This window comes from Nonomuraea cavernae, from assembly GCF_040655715.1.
Classification (GTDB): domain Bacteria; phylum Actinomycetota; class Actinomycetes; order Streptosporangiales; family Streptosporangiaceae; genus Nonomuraea; species Nonomuraea cavernae_A.
The window spans coordinates 1-21094 of the sequence record NZ_JBFAKL010000035.1 but is presented as its reverse complement, the minus strand read 5'-3'; the positions used below and the strand labels follow the sequence as shown (position 1 = coordinate 21094).

Sequence of the window (21094 nt, the reverse complement as noted above, 5' to 3'; positions counted from 1 at the left end):
GCCGCCGGAGGGCGACTCAGCCGCCCATGCCATCCATGCCGCCCATGCCGCCCATGTCTTCGAACCCGTCGAATCCATCGAACCCGTCGAGGCCGTCGAGCCCGTCGCCGGTCCCTGCCGGGTCGCCGGCCAGCGCCGGGGCGTCGTCGCCGGTGGCCTCGTCCGCGCTCGCGTCGTCGTCCGGGGCGGGCGCCACCGGCCGGCAGTTCTGGGCGCAGCCGCCGAACCGGGCCGAGTCGATCGGGGTGAACGACGACGGCTCGACCTTGCTCAGCGCCGCCAGCATCGTGTCCTTCCAGATCGGCCCGGGGATGCTGGCGCCGACCACGGAGCCGTAGTAGCGGCCGCCGATCGTGATGCCGATCAGTTTGTTGTCCTGCGAGCCGCCCGGGTCGCCGATGCTCACCGCCCCGGCCAGGTCGGGGGTGAACCCGGCGAACCAGGCGGAGGCGTAGCTGTCGGTGGTGCCCGTCTTGCCCGCCGCATCGCGGCCGATGCCTCCGACGGCACGCATCGTGCCCTGGGTGAACACGCCGGAGAGCACGTCGGCCGCGGCGTCGGCGACCTCGGGCTCGATCGCCTGCCGGCAACTGGGCTTGATCTTGGTCGTCTTGCCGTCGCGGTCGGTGATCCGGCTGATCGCCATCGGCTCGCAGTACCTGCCCCGGGCGGCGATCGCGGCATAGGCGTTGGCCACCGTCACCGGGTCCATCTCGTTGATGCCGAGGGTGAACGTCTCGTACTCCCGGAGCTTCTGCCCGTCGGAGCGGTGGATGCCCAGGGACTTGGCCAGGGTGACCGTTTCGCAGAGCCCGACCTGCTGCGACAGCGTCATGAAGAAGGTGTTGACCGAGCCCCAGGTGCCGGTGCGCAGCGTCTTCCAGCCGGGCGTGCCCTCGTCGTTGGTGACGGTGTGGGTGGGGTCGCCGATGTTCTCGTTCTTGCAGTTCTTGAACGCCGAGTAGCCCGACGCGCGGTAACCCGCGCCGACGGTGAAGCCGTCGTCGACCTTCATGCCCTTCTGCAGCGCGGCGAGCAGGGTGAACGTCTTGAAGGTCGACCCGGCCTGGAAGCCCACGCCACCGCCGTGGGCGGCGTCGGCGACGAGGTTGTAGGAGATCTCGTTCTTGGCCGGGTCGAGGCCGTACTTCTTGCTGGCCGCCATCGCCTTGATGGCCCCGGTGCCCGGCTCGACCAGGGCCTCGGAGGCGACCGGCGCGTCGCTCGGGTGCACCCACGTCCGGATCGCCTTGTCCGCCGCGGCCTGCATGGCGGTGTCGAGCGTGGTCCTGATCGTCAGCCCGCCTCGGTTGAGCAGGGCGAGCCGGTCCTTGGCGGTCGCGCCGAAGTCGGGGTTGTTGAGGATCTCGTTGCGCACATAAATGCAGAAGTACGGATATTTGCTGGATTCGCAGCCACCGGGGAGCTTTGTGCCCTTGTAGCCGAGTCCGGCGGCCTTCGCCTTGGCCGCCTCGGCCTGGGTGATCTTGCCCAGCTCCGCCATCCGGCCCAGCACGACGTCACGCCGGCTCCGGAGCCGCTCGCGCTGCTTCCGGCCCAGGTTGGGGTCGGTCGCGTTGGGATCCTGCACGGCGCCGGCCAGGGTCGCCGCCTGCGGCAGGGTGAGCTCGGCCGCCTTCACGCCGAAGAACCGCTTGGCCGCCGCCTCCACCCCGTAGGCGCCTGCGCCGAAGTAGGCGATGTTCAGATATTTCCCCAGGATCTCGTCCTTGGAGTACTTCTCCTCCACGGCCATCGCGTGCCGCAGCTCCTTGAGCTTGCGCGCGTAGCTCGCCTCCAGCGCCTTGTTCCGCTCCTGGTCGGTGCCCGCGGAGTTGAGCAGCACCTGCTTGACGTACTGCTGGGTGATGCTCGACCCGCCCTGGCTCACCCCGCCCGCCTGGAGGTTCTTGGCGAACGCGCGGATCGTGCCCTCCAGGTCGATCGCGCCGTGCTCGTAGAACCGGTAGTCCTCGATCGAGATGATCGCCGTCTTCATGACGTCGGCCACCTTGTCGAGGCCGACGACCTCGCGATACTCCTCGTAGAAGCGGGCGATCTCGGCGCCCTTGGCGTCCTGCACGATCGTGACCTCGGCCGGTGGCGGCTCGACGAGCTCGGCCGGCGTCAGGTCGACCGCGTCGGTCGCCGACTTGAGCCCGAAGCCCACACCTCCTACGGCGGGCAGCGAGATCCCCGCCACCAGCACTCCCGCCGCCATCCCCACCCCGGCTAGCCGCACGATCTTGGACACGGCACCTGATCTGTCCTCACCCCGGTCTCGCATGAGCGTGAGCCAAGCAGATGTGATCGGTCGATGTCCAATATCGGTATCCATGACAGACCGATATCTAGGGAAAGATGATCGCAGGTCAGAAGGGGTGCCCGATCAGGATCAGTTGACCGGGCGCCGCCGCAGGAGCAGGCCGCCGGCTCCGGCGGCCATGATCAGCGCCGACCCGGTGAGCACGAACGCCCGCCCGTCGGGCCCCGCCTCGCCGCCGGCGCCGGTGTCGACCCCGTCCTTGGGCGTCGAGGACTTCTCGCTCGTCGGCTCGGGCGACTCCGACGTGGGCGTGTCGGATGGAGTGGACGAGGGCGACTCGGAGGGAGTCGAGGCGCCGCCCGCGCCGATGGTCAGGGGATAGGTGACGAGGGTGGTCGCGTTCTTCACCTCGCACTCGATGAGCGGCGAGGTGGGCAGGCCGCCGATGTTGATGGCGGCGGGCTTCACCCGTGCGGTGCCGGCCTTCTGCGAGGTCGTCTTCATGCTCACGGCGGTGGTCGGCAGGGTGATCGTCTGGCCGGCGGTGATCGTGCCCAGCGTGCCCACGCCGGTCGCCGAGGTCAGGCCCGGCAGCCCGGAGATCGAGGCGTAGGTGTAGAGCTTGACGCCCGGCGTCAGCCCCTCGGCCGGCGCCTTGAGCTCGGACCCTGTCTCGTACACGCCGGACCAGCCGATCGAGAACTGCTCGCCGGCCCGGGGATCGGTGGCCGGCAGCGTGAGCGTGACCTTGATCTTGACGTCCTGGACCGTGCCGGAGTCGCTGGTGCACGCGTAGTCGACGAGCTGTGTCCCGGTGCCCGGGCCGCCCCCGTCGTCGTCGCCCTGGCCGACCGTGACCACCACGCTCTCGGTGCCGGTGGTCGTGCACGAGGTCACCTCGGAGGGGGCGCTGACCAGGCCCAGTTTCAGGCTGCCCGCCTGAGTGGACGGCTTGATCGTCACCTGGCCGCCCGTGCTGGCGGTCACCGTCACCGTGCTGGTCACCTTGGCCGCGGGCACGGTCGTGGACCCGGCCGTGACGTTCGCGCCCGGCCCGCTGAGGTCCGTGTGCGTCCCGCCGGTCACGACCAGCTCGCCGGCCGCCAGGACCTGCGTGGCCGTGGTGGGCGCGGTCCGCAACGTCAGCGTCGGCAGGCTCCACTCGACGTCGAACGTGCCGCTCGCCGTGTCCGGCACGACGATCGGCACGGTCATCGAGGTGGTGCTGAACGGCCCGCCCGTACAGGTGAAGCTCACGCTGAGTGTTCTGTCCGCCGCCCGCGCGGGCGACGGCAGGGCCAGGAACGAGCCGGCGAGGACGGCCAGCAGGCCTGCTAAGGCGGATGCCCACCCGAGGGTGGCCCGGGGCTTCGGCACTGTCCATCTCCCAACGGAGGCCAACTTGACAGAACGCACAGACTTTCAGCCCTGGGTCACAGTTGGGTGGAGTTCGCCAGAAAACCGGCGTAAATCAGGGGGCGAGGGCGCCCGTTGCGGCCGAAGGGTGTGGATGCGACATCTGGGCATGAAGGGGGTGAGGGGGGGGAGGGTGGCGCGTGAAGGGGATCATCGACCTGATCGGTGAGGCGCTGGATTTCGTCGGCGTGCTCGTGATCGCGGCCGGCACCCTCATCGCCGGCGTCACGTTCGCCCTCCGGTACGTGCGCACCCGCCGGGCGACCGGCTTCTATCCGGCGTTCCGGCAGGGCGTGGGCCGGGCCATCCTCCTCGGGCTGGAGCTCCTGGTTGCGGCCGACATCATCCGCACCGTGGCGGTCTCGCCCACCTTCCAGAGCGTGGGCGTCCTGGCCGTGATCGTGGCGGTGCGGACGTTCCTCAGCTTCTCGCTCCAGGTCGAGCTGGAGGGCCGCCTGCCCTGGCAGCCGCGCCCGGCCGCCGGGCCGCCACCCTCCGGCGGCTAGGAAGGCGGGCGCGGATCGATCACCATGGTGAGGTGGCCGACATTCGCGTGGAGGTGCCTCGTGGCTGATTTCACCTTCGATCCGCTGACCCCCGCCTCGTTCCTGGCCAGGTCGTCGGCCGTGTTCCGGGACCGGATCGCGGTGGTCGACGGCGAGCGCGAGCTGAGCTACGCGGAGTTCGGCCGGCGGTCGAGGGCGGTCACCGGCCTGCTCGCGGGCCTCGGCGTCGGGCCGGGGGACCGGGTCGCCACCCTGTGCGCCAACAGCCACGTGCAGCTCGAACTCCACCACGGCGTGCCGCTGAGCGGGGCGGTCCTCGTGGCGCTCAACTTCCGGTTGTCCGCCCAGGAGCTGACCTACATCGTCCGGCACTCCGGAGCCCGCGTCCTCCTCGCCACCACGGAGTACGCCGGCAAGGCGCACGAAATCGCCGAGGCCACCGGCGCGCGCCTCGTCCTGGCCGGCCAGGACGGCGACGACGAGTACGAGACGCTGCTGGCGACCGCCGAGCCGGCGCCCGCCGAGCGGATCGACGAACGCGGCCTGCTGGCGATCAACTACACGAGCGGCACCACCGGCCCGCCCAAGGGCGTCATGTACCACCACCGCGGCGCGTTCCTCCAGGCGCTGGCCATGGCCTTCCACGCCCGGCTCGACTCGGCGACGCGTTACCTGTGGACGTTGCCGATGTTCCACTGCAACGGCTGGTGCTTCACCTGGGCCGTGACGGCGGCGGGCGGCACCCACGTGTGCCTGCGCGCGGTCGAACCCGAGCACATCTGGCGGCTCCTGCACGAGCAGGGCATCACCCACCTCAGCGGCGCGCCGACCGTGCTGTCCATGATCGCGAACCATCCGGGCGCCGACGAGAAGCCGCTCGACTCGACCGTGCGGATCAGCACCGGAGGCGCCCCGCCCACCCCGACGCTGCTGGCCAGGCTGCGCGAGCTGCGCATGGACGTGATGCACCTGTACGGGCTCACCGAGACCTTCGGCCCCCTCGCCGTCAACGAATGGCAGCCCCCCTGGGACGAGCGGGCCCCGGACGAGCAGGCCGCCCTCCGCGCCCGGCAGGGCGTGGCCAACGTCATCGCCGCCCCGCTGCGCGTCATCGACGACCACGGCGCCGACGTGCCCGCGGACGGGGCCACGCTCGGCGAGATCGCCGCCCGTGGCAACGACGTCATGCTCGGCTACTACCGCGACGAGGCGGCGACCGAGGCCGTGACGACGGACGGCTGGTTCCGCACCGGCGACCTGGCCGTCATGCATCCCGACGGCTACGTCGAGATCCGCGACCGCCGCAAGGACATCATCATCTCCGGCGGCGAGAACATCAGCTCCGTCGAGGTCGAGCAGGTCCTGGCCCGCCACCCCGCGGTGCTGGAGAGCGCCGTGGTGGCCACGCCCGACGACCACTGGGGCGAGGTGCCGGTCGCCTTCGTCACCCTGCGCCCCGGAGCCGCCGCCACCGCCCAGGACCTGATCGACCACGTACGCGCCGAGCTCGCCGGCTTCAAGGCCCCCAAGCGCGTCGTCTTCGCCGACCTCCCCAAGACCTCCACCGGCAAGATCCAGAAGAACGTCCTGCGCGACCGGACCACCGCGAACTGAGGCTCAGGCGGACTCGCGGACGATCAGCTCGGTGGGCAGGATGACCGGGTCGGACGGGCCGCCGGCGAACAGGCCGAGCAGGAGACGCACCAGGGCGGCCGTCTGCTCCATGACCGGATGGCGCATCGTGGTCAGCGGCGGCTCGGTGTACTTCGCCGCGTCGATGTCGTCGAAGCCCACCACCGCCACGTCGTCGGGCACCCGGCGCCCCGCCTGCCGGAGCGCCTGGAGGGCGCCGACCGCCATCAGGTCGTTGGCCACGAAGACGGCGTCCAGCGCGGGATCGTCGCGCAGGAGCTGGCGCATGGCGGCCGAGCCCGACTCGCGGGTGAAGTCGCCGACCGCGACGATCGAGCGGTGGTCGGAGTCGCGCAGCACGTTGCGGTAGCCCGTCAGCCGGTCCTGGCCGGCGATCATGTCAAGCGGCCCGGCGATCGTGGCGATGCGGCGGCGGCCCGAGGACAGCAGGTGACGCACCGCAGCCTCGGCGCCGCCCACGTTGTCGTTGTCGACGAACGGGATGTCGACGGGGACGGCCGGCCTGCCGTACGAGACGACGGGGACACGCAGGCGGGACAGCGCGGTCGGGAGCGGGTCGGCGCCGTGCATCGAGATGAGCATGACGCCGTCGACGTGGCCGCCCGCGATGTAACGCTCCAGCCGCGCGTGGCTCTTGGCGGACGACGCCAGCATCAGCACGACCTGTTTGTTGACCGCCTCCAGCTCCACGCTGGCCGAGCGGATCACCGTGGAGAACAGGGGATCCTCGGAGAACACCCGGGTCGGCGACTCGGACACCACCAGGGCGATCGAGTCGGTGCGCTGGGTGACCAGGCTGCGCGCCGCGGAGTTGGGCACGTAGCCCAGCTCGTCGATCGCGCGTTCAACGGCGTCGCGGATCTGCGGCGCGACGGTCGTCTGACCGTTGACGACCCGGGACGCGGTGGCGCGGGAGACGCCCGCCCGGGCGGCGACCGCCTCCAGGGTCGGACGTCTCAACTTATCTCCTTGAGCACGAAAGGAATCTACAGCCCGTTCCTGACGATCACATCGCGATACCACAGAGCACTGTCTTTAAGCACCCGTGTCTGGGTGGAGTAGTCGACGTGCACGATGCCGAACCTACGCCGGTAGCCCTCGGCCCACTCGAAGTTGTCCAGCAGTGACCACACCAGGTAGCCGCGCAGGTCGGCGCCCGCCTCGATGGCGCGGTGCACCTCGCGCAGGTGGCGGTCGAGGTAGGACACCCGGTCCGCGTCGTGCACCCGGCCGTCCTTCACGACGTCGTCGAAGGCCGCGCCGTTCTCGGTGACCATGAGGCCGACCTGGGGATAGTCCTGCGAGAGCCGGATCAGCAGCCTGGACAGGCCGTCCGGCACGATCGGCCAGCCCATCGCGGTGGTGGGGGCGTCGGCTGCGGCGAACCTGACGCCCTCGGAGCCCGGCCAGGCGGCGTCGGCGGGTTCTCCCGGTCCCGCCTCGACCACGCAGGGGTTGTAGTAGTTGATGCCGATCTGGTCGATCGGCGCGGCGATCGTCTCCAGGTCGCCGTCCTTGATGTGGCCGGTGCCGCCGTTGCGCTCGGCGGTGGCGAGCACCTCCTCCGGGTAGCGGCCGTAGAGGGCGGGGTCCAGGAACTGCCTGGTCAGCAGCGCGTGGATGAGATGCGTGGCGGCGGCGTCGGCCGGGGTCGCGACCGCGTCCGGGTCGTTGACCTGGGCGGGGGTGAGCGCCGGCGCGGAGTTGATCACGAGCATGAGCTCCTCCGCACCCAGCTCGCGCAGCCGCCTGGCGGCCAGGCCGTGGCCGAGGAGCAGGTGGTGCGCGGCGCGCATGGCGCTCGCCGGGTCGCGGCGTCCTGGCGCGTGCACGCCGTTGCCGTAGCCGAGGAAGGCCGCGACCCACGGCTCGTTGAGCGTCGCCCAGTGGCCGACCCGGTCGCCGAGCCGACCGTGCACGGCCTCCGCGTACTCGGCGAACCGATACGCGGTGTCGCGGTCGGTCCACCCGCCGCGCTCTTCCAGACCTTGTGGCAGGTCCCAGTGATAAAGCGTGACGTACGGCGAGATCCCGGCTTCCAGCAGCTTGTCGACCAGCCTGTCGTAGAAGGCGAGCCCCTTGGGGTTGGCCGGGCCGGTGCCGTCCGGCTGGACGCGCGGCCAGGCCACGGAGAACCGGTAGGCCGCCAGTCGCAGCTCGCGCATCAGCGCGACGTCGTCGGCGTAGCGGTGGTAGTGGTCGCAGGCCACGTCCCCGGTGTCGCCGTCGGCCACGTTCCCGGGGGAGTGGGAGAAGGTGTCCCAGATCGACTGGCCTCGCCCGTCCTCCTTGACCGCCCCCTCGATCTGGTAGGAGGCCGTGGCGGCGCCCCAGACGAAGCTCTCCGGGAAAATCATCCTTTTACCGCTCCTTGCATGATTCCACCAATGATCTGTTTGCCGAACAGGACGAAGGCGAGGACGAGCGGCAGGGTCCCCACCGCGGTGCCCGCCAGGCCCAGCACGTAGTCGTTGACGTAGCCGCTGGCCAGGGTCGACAGGGCCACCTGCACCGTCGGGCTGTCCGGGTTGAGCACGACCAGCGGCCAGAAGTAGTCGTTCCAGGCCGACATGAACGTGAGCATGCCGAGCACGGCCGCCGCGGGCCGTGCGGCCGGCAGCACGACGTGCCAGAACAGCCCCCAGGTCGTGCACCCGTCGACCCGGCCCGCCTCCAGCAGCTCGGTCGGCAGCGCCCGCGTCAGGTACTGCGTCATGAAGAACACGCCGAACGCGTTGACCAGGGCCGGCACGATCAGCGCGTAGTTGGTGCCGGTCCACTCCAGCTTCACCATGAGCAGGTAGAGCGGGATGATGCCGAGCTGGACCGGGACCATCATGGTCGCGACCGTGATCAGCAGCATGATGTTGCGGCCTCTGAACTTCAGCTTGGCGAACGCGAACCCGGCCAGCGTCGAGAAGAACATGACCGCGATCGAGATCGAGCCCGCCACGATGACCGAGTTGAGCAGCGCCAGCCCGAACGGCACGGTGTCGAAGACCCGCGCCACGTTGGCGAAGAAGTTGCCGCCCGGCAGCATCGGCGGCGGCACCTCCGCCAGCGCCGAGTTGTGCCGGGAGGCCACGACCACGCTGTAGTAGAGCGGGAACGCGGAGAAGAAGGCCACCGCGGTCAGCGTCAGATACCTCAGTCTCATACCAGGCCGCCCTTCACCCGGCGCGTGATCAGGAAGTTGATCCCCGCGACGATCACCACGGCCAGGAACATCAGCCACGACGCCGCGGAGGCGTAGCCGAAGTCGAACTTGGTGAACCCCTGCTCGTAGACGAACAGCGCCAGCGTCTGGAACTGCCGGTCGGGCCCGCCGTTGGCCGCGCCGCCCTGGGCGACACCGGTGCTGGCGCCGAACAGCAGGGGCTCGGCGATGATCTGCATGGCGCCGATCGTCGAGACGATGACGACGAAGATGATCGTGGGCCGGATCATCGGCACGGTGATCCGGCGGAGCTGGGTGAAGTTGCTCGCCCCGTCGATCGTGGCCGCCTCGTACAGCTCACGGGGTACGGCCTGCATGGCCGCGAGGAAGATCAGCGCGTTGTATCCCGTCCAGCGCCACATGATCATCGTGGAGAGCGCGATGTGCGAGGTCGCCGTGCCCGCCGCCCAGTCGATGGCCCCCGCGCCGAACCAGGAGAGCACCCAGTTGATCATGCCGAAGTCGCGGCCGTACAACTGGCTGAAGATCACCACCACGGCCACCACGCTGGTCACGTTGGGCAACAGCAGCGAGACCCGGAACAACGTCTGGAAGCGCAGCCTGCGGTTCAGCAGGTGCGCCAGCCAGATGGCCAGCACCAGCTGCGGCACGGTCGACAGCACCCCGATGGACAGCGTGTTGAACGTCGCGTTCCAGAAGTAGCCGTCGGCGAGCAGCGTGCCGAAGTTGTCCATCCCGACGAACGTGTGCTCGTCGGACAGCAGCGTCCACTCGTGCAGGCTCACCCAGGCCGTGTAGACCAGCGGGAACAGCCCGAAGGCGCAGAACAGCAGGAAGAAGGGCGCGACGTAGGCGTACGGCGACACCCTCACGTCGAGGGTGTGCCGCATGCCCCGCCTGCGCCGCCGGCCGGGGACGGCGAGCGGGAGAGAACTCATTTGATCTTCTTGACGTCCTCGAGCACCTGCGCCCAGGCCTGGTCGGGGGTCTGCTTGCCCTGCTCGACCCGGCCCAGCCCGTCGCCGATCACCACGCGGACCTCGGCCTCCTTGGGGCCGAGGTGCTGCGGCTTGAGCGCCTTGGCCGCCTCGGAGTAGATCTTGCCGATGGGGGCGTCACCGAAGAACGGCTTGGTGAAGTTCTGGATCGACGGGTCGTCGTAGAGCGACGGGATCGACGGGAACGTGCCCTCCTCCTTGAAGACCTTGGCCTGGTTCTCCTTGGAGGTGAGGAAGTCGATCAGCTCGGCGGCCTCCTTGGGGTGCTTGCTCTGCTTGGGGATCATCAGGTGCGAGCCGCCGCTGTTGCCCGACCCGCCGGGAACGGTCGCGATGTCCCACTTGCCGGACGCGTCCTTGGCCTGCTCCTGGATGAACCCGGTCATCCAGGCCGGGCAGATGATCGTGGCGAACGAGCCCTTGGCGAAGCCGGTGTTCCACGGCGGCGAGAAGGCGGCCAGCTTGGCGGTCAGCTTCTCGGCGGTGAGCTGGTTGGACAGGTCCCACGCCTTCTTCACGTCGGGGTTGGAGCCCACGATGATCTGGTCCTGGGCGTCGTACAGGCCGGTCGGCGCCTGGTTGACCATGGCCCGGAAGATCTCACCGGGGCTGTCCACGAACTTCGCGCCGGCCACGTCGGCCGCGGCGAACTTCTTGCCCGTCTCGATGTACTGCTCCCACGTCGGCCAGAGCGCCGCCACCTCGGTCCGGTCGGCCGGCAGCCCCGCCTTCTCGAACAGGTCCTTGCGGTAGCACATGGCCAGGCCGCCCACGTCGGTGCCGAGGCCCAGCACCTGGCCGCCCTGCTTGCTCAGGCCCTGCTGCCACTTCCAGTCGAGGTAGTCGCCCTGCCGCTTGTCCAGCCCGTACTGCTTGAGGTCCTGGAACTTGGCGGGCTGCGCGGTGAACGTGCTGATGTAGCCGACCTCGACGGCCTCGATGTCCCCCGCTCCGGCGTTGGTGGCCAGCCGCTTCACCAGGTTGTTGTGGTGGTCGTTGAACTGCGTGACGTTCTCGACGATCTCGACGTTCGGGTGCGTCTTCTTGTACTCCTCGTACAGCGGCTTGAAGCCGAAGTCGCCGAAGAGGCCGATCGTGAGCTTGACCTTCTCTCCGGGCTTGGCGGCGGTGTCGGCTGCGCCGGCGGTGTCGTTCCCGCCGCCGCCTCCGCAGGCCGCCGACGCGAGGACGAGCACGGACGCGGTGAGCAGGGGCACGGCGAGCCGACGGATACGAGGGGTCATGGAAACCCTCCAGAGTTCGTGCTAGGGGGATGTGGAGAGAGCGCTCTCTCATGAGGTTCGTAGCCTTCACACCCTGGTGTCAACGGAAGTTGGATAACGATAGGGTTGCCGGAGAGAGCGCGTTCTCGAATCCGTCAAGCTCCGGAGAGGGGCGGCGCCGTTACGCGGCCCGGCGCCGGGTGCGGAGCCTGCGGGCGTACTCCTTGACGGCCAGAGCGGCGGCGAGCGTCTGAGGGCTGAGGAGCAGGGCGGCGCAGAGGAGGGAGTACCAGAACCGGCCCGTGAGGGGGCCCAGGGCCAGACCGGCGACGGTCCACTGGAGCACGGTCACGATGACGGGAAGCAGGAAGAACGCGAACCAGCCGAGAACTCCGGCGAACCCCGCCAGCCACACCCAGCGGAACCAGCGGCCGGCCCGCCGGTCGGCGGGAGACGCCTGAGCCAGCTCCTCGGCCTGGCCGGGGGTGAGGCGGCCGAACGCACGCCGCAGCATCAACGACTTGACCCGCCACAGGTCGCGGCAGCCCAGGGCGTTCGCCAGCACCGCGTACAGGTCGGTGCGGAGGAAGATCATGCACTGCCACAGGAACCCGGTCAGGTTCACGTACACCCACACCGCGAGCACGGCGTCCACCGGCGGCGGGGGCGTCCACAGGCCCGCCTGGATCAGCAGGCGTCCGCTCAGCAGCAGGCCGAGCACCACCACGTCCACCGCCAGCCCGCCGAGCAGCGGGCCGTACCTCTGCCGGCGGGGCACCGTCCACACCTGGGTGAGGTCGGTCTCGAAGACGAGCAGCATCATCCGGCGGTCGATCCCGAAGCGGGACCTGACACCGATCGCGCGGGCGGCCAGCCAGTGCCCGCACTCGTGCAGGGCCGTCGAGGCCAGGGCGAAGGGCACAAGGAGGAGCGCGCTCAGGCCGATGTCGCCGAGCAGGAACGCGTCCTGCGCGGGCTGGGGGACCAGCGATGGCGAGGCGACGAAGACACCGGTGCAGAACAGCGCGCAGGCGGCGTAGACGATCCAGGCCACCGGGCCGAAGAACGGGCGGGCCAGCCTCTGGCTTACGCCGCCCATCCAGCGGCGGACCTGGATGGGCGCGGTGCGTACGGCTTCGCGCTCCTCGCCGGAGCGGTCATCGACGAAGCCGAGCTCGGTGAGGACCTCAACGAACGCCGGCACGTCGACCGGCTCACCCGCGAACGCCTCGGCTTCGGCGGCCGCCTCGTCGGTCGTCGCGCCGCGCCGCAACGCGGAGATCACCACCCCGCCCACCGCGGGAACGGTCACGAACGTGCCGGTCTCGGGGTCACCGACCACGACCTCGTCGCCTTCGGGCACCAGGGTCAGTGCGCGCAGCGCTACCGTCGTACCGCTCACCGCGGGACCAACGCGCACGCCGGGCAGCCGGGATCGCGGGGGAACGGCTCCCAGGAGGCGCTGAGCCCGTCGCGGAGGTCGAGCGTGACCCGCCCGCCGGCGGCCCTGGGCGGTTCGAAGCCGGTGAGGTAACGCAGGGCCTCGAAGGCGATCAGCGAGCCGACCTGCATGGCCATCGGCCCGGTGAGCCCGTTGTTCAGTCGCAGTCCCCGGGCGAGCCGATGGGCGACGCCCCTCGGGGTGGTCTCGGTCAGGGAGGGCCGGTCCGAGTCGTCGCACCGGAGGCACGGGCTCTTGCCCGGATCGACCGAGCAGTAGATCAGCTGGGTTCGCGTCATCCCGCCGGAGACCAGTGGGGCGCCGGCCCGCAGGGCGGCCTCGTTCACCCAGAGGTGGGCGTCGCGCTCCCCGTCCAGGCCACCCGCCACCAGGTCCACGCCGCCGAACAGATCCTTGAGGTCGTCCGGTCCGGAGATCCACCGGTCGACTGCCCGGACCTCGATGCCGGGGTCGTACGCGTGCACCCACGCGGCGGCCCGTTCCACCTTCGACCGCCCGATGTCGGCATGCCGGTAGAGGAACTGCCGGGCGAAGTTGCGCGGTGCGACGTCGTCGCGGTCCACCAGCGTCATCGCGCCCACACCCAGCCCGGCCAGGCACTGCACGAGGGAGGAGCCGCCACCGCCGACGCCGAGGACCAGGACGTGGGAGTCGCGCAGCCGCCGGACGAACTCCGCCCGGGACCGCTCCAGCGTCGCGAAGGAACCGAAGAAGGTGAGATTGGAGAAGTGGCGCTCGTCGGCGGCGGCGTCACCCAGCCATCGCTCGGCGGCGTTCTCGATCAGCCCGAGGGAATCGAGCCCGGCCAGGCCCTCCTGGATTTCAGCGACGGTGACCTCGACGCCCCGGGCGGCCAGGGCTGAGGACAGCTCGGCGGCCGAGGCCGGGCCCCGGCCGAGTTCGTCGAGGAGTGCCGCGACCCGCCCCTCGGGGTCGGCCAGCGTGAGCGCCTCCCTGGGGTCGTGGACCACGATGAGGTCATCGCCGAGGGACTCCCAGGCGCACTCTTTCAACATGACGCGCATCGCCACTCCGATCCATCACGGGGACAGGGGCGGGGGGCGGCTGGGCCGCCCCCCGTCTGGTAGGTAAAGGCAACGCGTCAGATGGGCGCGTTGGCGGTGGCCTTGACGGCCTCGACCTTGCGAACCTCGATCTTCATTGAGCACCTCCTTCCGTGTCCTTCACGATCAAGAGTTCTAGGCAGCGCCACAAAACCTCTATAAGGTCGCCACAGAACTTCCGTGGTCCTCAGCTCGGGGGCAGTGTGGATTTCGCGATCCTCGGGCCGGTTCGTGTCCTGGATTCAGGGCGTCCGGTGCGATTACCAGCCAAGCCGCGAGCGGTGCTCAGCACTCTTCTGCTGCATCCGAACACCGTCGTCTCCAAGGACCGCCTGATCATGTCGGTCTGGGACGATCCGCCCCGATCGGCCCGGTCCAACCTGCAGAACTACGTGTCCCTGCTCCGCCGGGCGGCGATCGAGGTGGAGACCCACGAGCAGGGCTACCGTCTCTCCCTGGACCCCGCCCGGCTCGACCTCCTGGCCTTCGGCGACGCGGTAGGGCAGGCCCGGCGGCAGGCCGCTGTCGAGAACGCGGCTGAGGCCCTCCGTCTGTTCGAGCAGGCGTTCCTGCTGTGGCGCGGCAGACCGGCGGAGGGGGTTCTGCTCGGCGCGGCGGTGACTCCGCGCATCAGCGAGTTGGAGGAGCAGGCGACGAGCGCCCGGCTCGACTGGATCGACCTACGGCTGTGGTCGGGCCGGCACGGCGAGCTGGTCAGCGAGTTGACGGCCTTGGTGGAGGCCACGCCGCTCAGCGAGCGGCTGTGGCATCAACTGATGCTGGCGCTGCACCGGGCGGGACGGCGGGCGGAGGCGCTGGAAACCTACCGGCGGGCGCGGTCCGTGCTCGTCTCGGAGCTGGGCGTCGAGCCCGGCCAGTTGCTGCGCGACCTGCACGCCGCGATTCTCGACGACGCCCCACTCGACCTTCCCGCGCAGGGGCGGGTCGTCCTGAGTCCGTCCGTGCCTCCACCAGCGCCGAAGGGAGGCGAGCGGAAGGGGACCGGTTGGACGGGCGCCTGCCTGCTCCCCGCGGACGTCGCCGACTTCGTCGGGCGTGATCGCGAATCGCGCGCCATGGTCAAGGCGTTGCGAGGGGCCGATGGCCGCGCCGAAGCGCGTTCCGCCGCACCACCGATCGTGGTCGTGTCCGGCCCGCCCGGTGTGGGCAAGAGCACGCTGGCCGTACACGTCTCCCACCGGATGCGGGAGCACTATCCGGACGGACAGCTGTTCGTCCGGATGGACGGCGCCTCACCCTCACCTCGCGACCCCGCCGACCTGCTCGCCGAACTGCTCAGAGCGCTCGGGGTGGACGGCTCCACGATGCCCGCGGCCACCGAGGCCCGCGCCGCGCTGTACCGGGCCAGGATCGCCGACCGGGCCGTCCTCGTGCTGCTCGACGACGCGGGCAGCGAGGCTCAGGTGCAGCCTCTGCTCCCGGGCACGTCGAGGTCGGCGTTGGTGGTCACGTCCCGGGGGCCCCTGCCCATGCTCGCGGGTGCCACCGCGCTGATGTTGGACGTCCCGTCGCACGCCGACGCCCGTCAGCTCCTCGCGAAGGTGGCCGGCGCCGCCCGTGTCGAGAGCGCCGCCGAGGCGGCCGAGACCATCGTGCGGGCATGCGGCCGCCTCCCGCTGGCGCTCCGCATCGCCGGGGCGCGGCTCGTCACCCGCCCGGCATGGCCGCTGACCGAGCTGGCCCAGCGGCTCATGGACGGCTCGGCATGCCTGGACGAGCTCCGGTCCGGGCGGCTGAGCATCCGCCGGCCCTTCGCGATGAGCTACGCGACGCTGTCCGCCGAAGCGCGACGCGCGTTCCGGGCGTTCGGGCACCTCGGAGTCGACGGTGTGGCCGCCTGGTCCATCGGCGCCCTGCTGGGGGAGCCGGCCGGCGTCGTGGACCACGCCCTGGAGGAACTCGCCGCCGCGGGCCTCGTCACCGCCGACGAGATCGACGGAGCCGCGCAGCCCAGGTATCGCATGCACGACCTGCTGCTGCGCTTCGCCTCCGAACTGTCCGCCGCCGAGGAGGGTAAGGAACGCCGGTCGGCTTCGCTGGGCCGGCTCGCCGCAGAGGCGCTCGACAGGGTCACCGCCGCTTCGTGGGAGCTTCCCCAGGCCGTCGCCCCGCCGCGCGAGGGAGTTCGGACCCGGACAACGTCGCCCCTCGCCGAGGGACACGCCTGGTTGCTCGCGGAACGCGCGGTCCTCATCTCGATCATCGAGGCGACGGCTGGGGCGGGCATGGTGTCCCTCGCGACCGACCTCGCCTACGCGTTCTCCGTTTTCGGCACCGTGCGCGGGTTCCACGACGACACGGGTCACGTGCTGGACACCGTGATCCGAGCCGCCCGGCGGCGCGGCGACACGGACACCGAGATGCGTGCGCGGCTGGTGCGGGCCGACGTCGAGATCGACCGGCGTCGCAGCCGCACCGTCGAGTCGGAGCTCCGCGCGCTGGTGACGCACTTCGAGTCCGTCGCCGACCGCCATGCGGGCGGCTACGCGCTCGTCGGGCTCGCCTCCTGCCGGATCGCGGCAGGGGACCTCACGTCGGCGTTGTCCGACGCCTCGAAGGCGCTCTCCTCGTTCCGCTCGGTCGGCGACGCCCACGGGCTGCTGTTGGCCTGGATGGTCGTGGTCGGGGCGCAGGTCTATCAGGCCCGCTACGACGCCACCGAACGGACCTGCCACCGTGCGCTGAAGGTCGCGACCGACGACAAGAGCAGGGTGCATCGCGCGGGATTCCTTCGCTGCCTCGGTATCGCGTGCTACGAGATGGGTCGGGTGGAGGAGGCGATCGGCCACTACCAGGCCAGCCTCGACATCAGCCGCGAGCTCCAGTGGCCCAAGGGCGAACGGATGGCCCTGCGCCGACTCGGCGAGGCCCATGCCGCGCTCGGGCGTTTCGACCGCGCGGAGGGCATGCTGCAGGAGTGCATGGAGATGTTCGCCCGAGCGGGTGACGAGCAGGGCGAGGCCCTGACGGCCTACGCCCTCGGCGAGGTCTTCCGCTGGAATGGGGACGAGCGCAGAGCCCTTGAATACTTCACCGTCTGCCAGGCGCGTCTCGGCTCCCACTCCGACCGCGTGTGGCGGACGCGTACCGAGCACCAGATCGCCTGCTCGCTGACCGCACTCTTAAAGCCGTCCCCATGACAGGTCCGATCGCGCGGCGAGTTGGCCGCCCCGGTCGTGGGCGCACCTCTGGCCCGGCCTGGTCGATGGGCGAGGCCGTCGTTCACCTCAGGCCGCAGGCTCGCAGGGACTCGTCCAGCCGGCGAACGTAGGCAGTGGCCGCCCAGGGCTCCAGCCGGGTTCGCGCCTGGCTGATCTCATACGTCAGCCGGGCCGAGCTGTGTTGCCTGGTGAGGTCGGCGGCCTCCGTCAGCCTGGCCACCGCCTCGGGGATCTCCTTGGCCACCGTCAAGGCGCTCGCGTAACGGGCGAGCACCAGCCCATGACGCCTCTTGAACATCGGGTCAAGTCCAGTCAGAAACCGCTCGGCCGCCATGACGACAGGTCCCACAGCAGGTCCGGGGTGGTTCAGCCGGACCAGCGAGGCGCACCTCCCAAGTTCCAACGCCAATGGCGAAATCCAGTGCAGGAACGCCGGTTCGTTGTCCTTCGGTGCTTCCGACGACACGAGTGCGCGGTCATGCGCGCGAACACTCGCTGCAGCATTACCCTCGGCAGCGTAGGCGACCGAAAACAGCGATTCGTGCAGCGGCACCAGCAGCTTGCTCGGGGACCTGGAGGCCCAGCTCTTGACGGCGAGGGCATGGTCCAGAACCGTAGCCGTCCGGTCCCGGTCAGCGGCCAGCCTGCCCAGCCAGTAGTGCATATAGGCGATCAATGTCGGGTCCCCGAGGTCGAGTGCCGCGCGCAGCCCGTCACTCAGCGGTTGTTCAGCCGCCAGGTAATCGCGTAGGTCATAGGCGAGGAAGCCTGCTAGCTGCGACATCTGCGCATACGTACCAAGGAGCCGGTCGCGCAAGCTCGGCTGCATCGACTCGCGGGCGAGGAGCCGCGCGACCGCCTCTCGCTGTCTGTTGACGACCGGCAACAGCGTGGCCGGTCCGGATCGGTCGTCGGCCTGCTGCGCCTGCATCGAGAGTTTCTCGAACGTGCACACCGCCGATTCGTCCACCCTCCAAGTGCTGCGCAGCACCCCGGCCAGGCGTTCCTCCTCCTCCAGAGTGAGCGCGCGCAGCAGGTCCAGCGCCTTGCTGCCGCCCAGCACCAAGGCCAGTTCGAAGAGCAACTCCCGTCGCTTCACGTCGGTCTCCTCGACGCCGATGGCACGCAGCAACCGCACGCACTCCGGGGCGTCCACGAGCGACTTGTCAGTGGGCACGGCTTCTGCGCTCGATCCCATCGTGACACGGCTTCCCCGGTCCAGGGATGGCGGCCGGTTGGCGTCCAGGTCGCGGAAGTCCGCACCGCAGATCACGTCACGATCAGCAGCGCTGTACGAGCTGACAACCTCATCGCTGACCAAGCTCTGGGCGGCGGTCTCATACATCTTGGCCAGCACGGCGAGCAGACGCGCCGAAGGCCGGCGCCCCGCCTCCGGCCAGGACTCGAACTCATACAGTCGCGACTCGCGCAGCGCGGCTGTGCCCGCCGGATCGGCGTCGTTGACCATGGCCACCACGTTGGCGGCGGTGCGGCCGTGTGCCAGCCGATACAGCCGCAACGGGCTCACCTGGTGGGTGAGCGCGAGCACAGCGGCGATCTGGTCCCACGTGAAGCCCTTCTCCCGAAGGTGCCGACTCCAAGAGCGAGCCTGAAGCAGCACCCGGTAGCCCTCACCGGACATCGGCACCCCCTCCACACTGGGATCATGCACTTACTGTAAAGCGATGGTCACATTCTGTGCGAGTGAACAGGGGATCGACCAGGTCGGAGCGGGATGCCGATCACGAAAGCCGGCAGATGCGCGCAGGTCAGCGGCGATATCGCTGGGATGGTCCATGCGGATGCGGTGGGGGTCCACGCGGCGCACTCGACCAGGCAGCGTAGAGGTATCGAATCAACTCGTCATGTGTTCACGGAGGGGTCCCAGTGCTCAACACCACCGAATGGGCGGACGTGCCTGCTCGCCTGCTCATTCCCCGGCAGCGCGAGCAGGGCCCGAGCGCCGCCCCATTCTGCCCGGTCCTCCGCGAACAGACCGACGCGATGATCGACCTGCACCCCGGCGGACTGACCTGGAGACGAACCTTCCCTGGCGTGCTCCACCAGATCCCCCACGCCCGCCACTTCGCCCGCTACCTCCTGGCCGACTCCGACTGCCAGGACGACGCCGGACTGATCGTCACCGAACTCGCGGCCAACGCTGTACGGCACACTGCCAGCGGCGGCCCCAACGGGACCTACATCGTCGAGCTCGCCCGCACGACCGCCGCGATCACCGTCGCGGTCTACGACTGCGGCTGGGGCGGCGTACCGCGTTTCGACATCCCCTGCAGGACCGACGCGGAGTGCGGTCGAGGGCTGGCGGTCGTCGCCGCGCTCGCCGACCAGGTCGGATACGAAGGCGACGACGAGGTGGGCCACAAGGTGTGGGCGAAGATCCACACTCACTCTCACGCCACAGAGGCGGCCCCGGCCCACTTGCCCTCATCCCTCATCCCCCTTCAGCGGGGCGAGTAGATCTCGAGTTTCCAGTGTTCGCGGATCCTGACGGCCGCACAAGATGACCACGTCATGGTGCAAAGATCACAGGGCGGCGCTCGCGTCGTCCATGGCGCCTTCGCCGTTGCGTCGCTCGGCGAGTTGGTCGATCTGGTCGTGGGCGCCGAACTCGACAGCCGGTAGCACGCCTGCAGTCCCTCATTGGCCGCATTGTGCTCTCGTCACGCTCTGGCCGGCGAGGCTGCCTGCTGAGGGTCTCACAGCCTCCCGATCTCCCCGGCCTCGACGATTGTCCCTTCAGTCGTAGATCGCCGTGGCTCTGGGAGATCCCTGCGTCGGTGGGGGGCTGGCGGTAACCTGCCGGGCTCGGTGACAGGCACGGGCAACGGCTTGGTGGCGACGTCTCCAGCGGGACCAGGCCAGCGCGTGCTGCAGTCGTACGCTCGGGCTGGGCAAGGGCGTGACCGCGAGGAGAAGGCGACGGACCTCATAGATGGAGTACCCCACCGGCTCAACGTGGCTGGAGAGCGTGGAGGTGCTGGTGGTAGATGAGGCGAGAACCCCTGTGTAGGTGGCGGTGCCGTCGCCGTCGCAGTGGGGATCACCCCCGGCCTCGGCCGTGGTGGCCTGTTGGACGGCGAGGAACGCGGCGGCTAACTGGGCCAGGGTGATGTGCCGGTATGAGCCGTGGTAGGAACGGACCTCGTAGTCGGCCAGGCTTCAGGCGGATTTGCCGAGCATGATGGCTTCTACCGCCACCGGGCGCCGGGTACGAGAACCAGTTCCTCGATGGGTGTGTCGGGTGACCCCCAGGCCAGGTAGTAACGCGGTCGGCCGGGGGCTCGGGGCGACATTGGGCGATCACCCAGCGGGCCCAGCAGCCGGGATCGGCGGCTGCCTACCGGTCATCCGCGCCGATACCGGCCTCCGGGTCGGGCAGGCGGCGGACCCACCACTGACAGGTACGGGTGTCCAGTTGGGACGGCCCGGCCGGCAGGCTCAACCAGTCGGCGATCCGGCCGATGAGGCGGGCCACGTCGGAAACCCGGCCGATCCAGCCCTTCTGGTTGGCCTGGATGGTCACCGCGTAGGGCAAGCCACGCTCTTCCAGGTTGACCACAGTGCCCGCGGCGCCCGTGTACTGGCGGGCCACTCCGGCCGAGCTGTGGCCCCGCTTCTCAAACCCTGTCTCGCCGATCACCAGGACTCCGGCGCCACCCGGACCCGCGCCCGGCATCGCCAGCCCCTCCAGCACGTAACGGCGCACGAAATCCCGCAGTGCGTCGGGCTCCCACACCGCTCGCGACAGCAGGTGTTGCAGCCCTCAGGCGTGCTCGTCACCGATGTACTCGGCCAACTGCCAGCCGTTCTTACGCGAGATCGGCCCCAGCAATCCCCGGACGAGGTCAGCGGCCCGACGCTGCACCTCCACCCGCGGAAAGATCTCACCCACCTCGACCAGCAGATTCTTCAACTGATCCGACCACTCCTCGGTCCACTGCTGATCGGTGACGACCGAGCCGATCTCCATCAGCGGTGCACGCATACCCGCAGCCTCTACCCGGCCCAGCAGCGGCAAGAACTACCGTAACCTCGGCTATTCAGCCGGAATTTCGTCCTGAAGATCGTTAATAGAGAAAGGTGCCTCCGACCTGCGATGATCGGATTGCCTAGATCACGAGATCG

At 69.8% G+C, this 21094-nt stretch carries 16 protein-coding genes; 4 read left to right on the top strand and 12 right to left on the bottom strand.

The window, feature by feature from the left end:
• Nucleotides 1-16: 16 nt before the first annotated feature.
• Nucleotides 17-2254, bottom strand: coding sequence for a transglycosylase domain-containing protein (locus AB0I38_RS35390; RefSeq protein ID WP_358491530.1), 2238 nt, complete (start codon nt 2252-2254; stop codon nt 17-19).
• Between the two features lie 141 nt (nt 2255-2395).
• Nucleotides 2396-3643 (bottom strand): hypothetical protein, encoded by a 1248-nt coding sequence (locus tag AB0I38_RS35385; protein WP_358491527.1) that lies wholly within the window; start codon nt 3641-3643, stop codon nt 2396-2398.
• 179 nt (nt 3644-3822) lie between these two features.
• Between AB0I38_RS35385 and AB0I38_RS35380 the strand changes: the two genes are divergently transcribed.
• On the top strand, nt 3823-4188 hold the full coding sequence (locus AB0I38_RS35380) for a DUF1622 domain-containing protein (protein WP_358491523.1): 366 nt from the start codon (nt 3823-3825) through the stop codon (nt 4186-4188).
• A gap of 60 nt (nt 4189-4248) precedes the next feature.
• Nucleotides 4249-5802 carry an acyl--CoA ligase family protein gene (locus AB0I38_RS35375; protein WP_358491518.1) on the top strand — a complete coding sequence of 518 codons (1554 nt, stop codon included), beginning with the start codon at nt 4249-4251 and terminating at the stop codon, nt 5800-5802.
• 3 nt (nt 5803-5805) lie between these two features.
• Here AB0I38_RS35375 and AB0I38_RS35370 read toward each other — a convergent pair whose 3' ends face one another.
• From AB0I38_RS35370 to AB0I38_RS35340, 7 genes are all read right to left on the bottom strand, one after another.
• The gene (locus AB0I38_RS35370) at nt 5806-6801 is read right to left on the bottom strand and encodes a LacI family DNA-binding transcriptional regulator (RefSeq protein WP_358491514.1); all 996 of its coding nucleotides are present in this window, start codon (nt 6799-6801) and stop codon (nt 5806-5808) included.
• 26 nt (nt 6802-6827) lie between these two features.
• Nucleotides 6828-8198, bottom strand: coding sequence for a GH1 family beta-glucosidase (locus tag AB0I38_RS35365; protein ID WP_358491509.1), 1371 nt, complete (start codon nt 8196-8198; stop codon nt 6828-6830).
• Entirely contained in the window at nt 8195-8998 is an 804-nt protein-coding gene (locus tag AB0I38_RS35360) for a carbohydrate ABC transporter permease (protein WP_358491505.1), read from the bottom strand. Before AB0I38_RS35360 ends, AB0I38_RS35365 begins: the two co-directional genes overlap by 4 nt.
• A complete protein-coding gene (locus AB0I38_RS35355) occupies nt 8995-9957 on the bottom strand; it encodes a carbohydrate ABC transporter permease (protein WP_358491498.1) in 963 nt (320 codons plus the stop codon). The genes AB0I38_RS35360 and AB0I38_RS35355 overlap by 4 nt, the downstream gene beginning before the upstream one ends.
• Entirely contained in the window at nt 9954-11261 is a 1308-nt protein-coding gene (locus AB0I38_RS35350; RefSeq protein WP_358491491.1) for an ABC transporter substrate-binding protein, read from the bottom strand. Before AB0I38_RS35350 ends, AB0I38_RS35355 begins: the two co-directional genes overlap by 4 nt.
• 160 nt (nt 11262-11421) lie before the next feature.
• Nucleotides 11422-12642 (bottom strand): hypothetical protein, encoded by a 1221-nt coding sequence (locus tag AB0I38_RS35345; protein ID WP_358491484.1) that lies wholly within the window; start codon nt 12640-12642, stop codon nt 11422-11424.
• On the bottom strand, nt 12639-13727 hold the full coding sequence (locus tag AB0I38_RS35340; RefSeq protein ID WP_358491480.1) for a HesA/MoeB/ThiF family protein: 1089 nt from the start codon (nt 13725-13727) through the stop codon (nt 12639-12641). The genes AB0I38_RS35345 and AB0I38_RS35340 overlap by 4 nt, the downstream gene beginning before the upstream one ends.
• A 152-nt stretch (nt 13728-13879) precedes the next feature.
• Here AB0I38_RS35340 and AB0I38_RS35335 point away from each other — a divergent pair, with 152 nt between their 5' ends.
• A complete protein-coding gene (locus AB0I38_RS35335; RefSeq protein WP_358491478.1) occupies nt 13880-16927 on the top strand; it encodes an AfsR/SARP family transcriptional regulator in 3048 nt (1015 codons plus the stop codon).
• Nucleotides 16928-17009: 82 nt separating this feature from the next.
• Here AB0I38_RS35335 and AB0I38_RS35330 read toward each other — a convergent pair whose 3' ends face one another.
• On the bottom strand, nt 17010-18605 hold the full coding sequence (locus AB0I38_RS35330; protein ID WP_358491472.1) for a hypothetical protein: 1596 nt from the start codon (nt 18603-18605) through the stop codon (nt 17010-17012).
• 230 nt (nt 18606-18835) lie between these two features.
• On the opposite strand from AB0I38_RS35330, the gene AB0I38_RS35325 reads away from it, so the two are divergent.
• Nucleotides 18836-19426 carry an ATP-binding protein gene (locus tag AB0I38_RS35325; RefSeq protein WP_358491468.1) on the top strand — a complete coding sequence of 197 codons (591 nt, stop codon included), beginning with the start codon at nt 18836-18838 and terminating at the stop codon, nt 19424-19426.
• 880 nt (nt 19427-20306) lie between these two features.
• On the opposite strand, the gene AB0I38_RS35320 is transcribed toward AB0I38_RS35325, so the two are convergent.
• Nucleotides 20307-20705: a transposase gene (locus tag AB0I38_RS35320; protein ID WP_436838810.1), complete on the bottom strand. Its 399-nt coding sequence runs from the start codon at nt 20703-20705 to the stop codon at nt 20307-20309.
• A 27-nt stretch (nt 20706-20732) separates the two neighbouring features.
• On the bottom strand, nt 20733-20954 hold the full coding sequence (locus tag AB0I38_RS35315) for a hypothetical protein (protein ID WP_358491464.1): 222 nt from the start codon (nt 20952-20954) through the stop codon (nt 20733-20735).
• Nucleotides 20955-21094 lie beyond the last annotated feature (140 nt).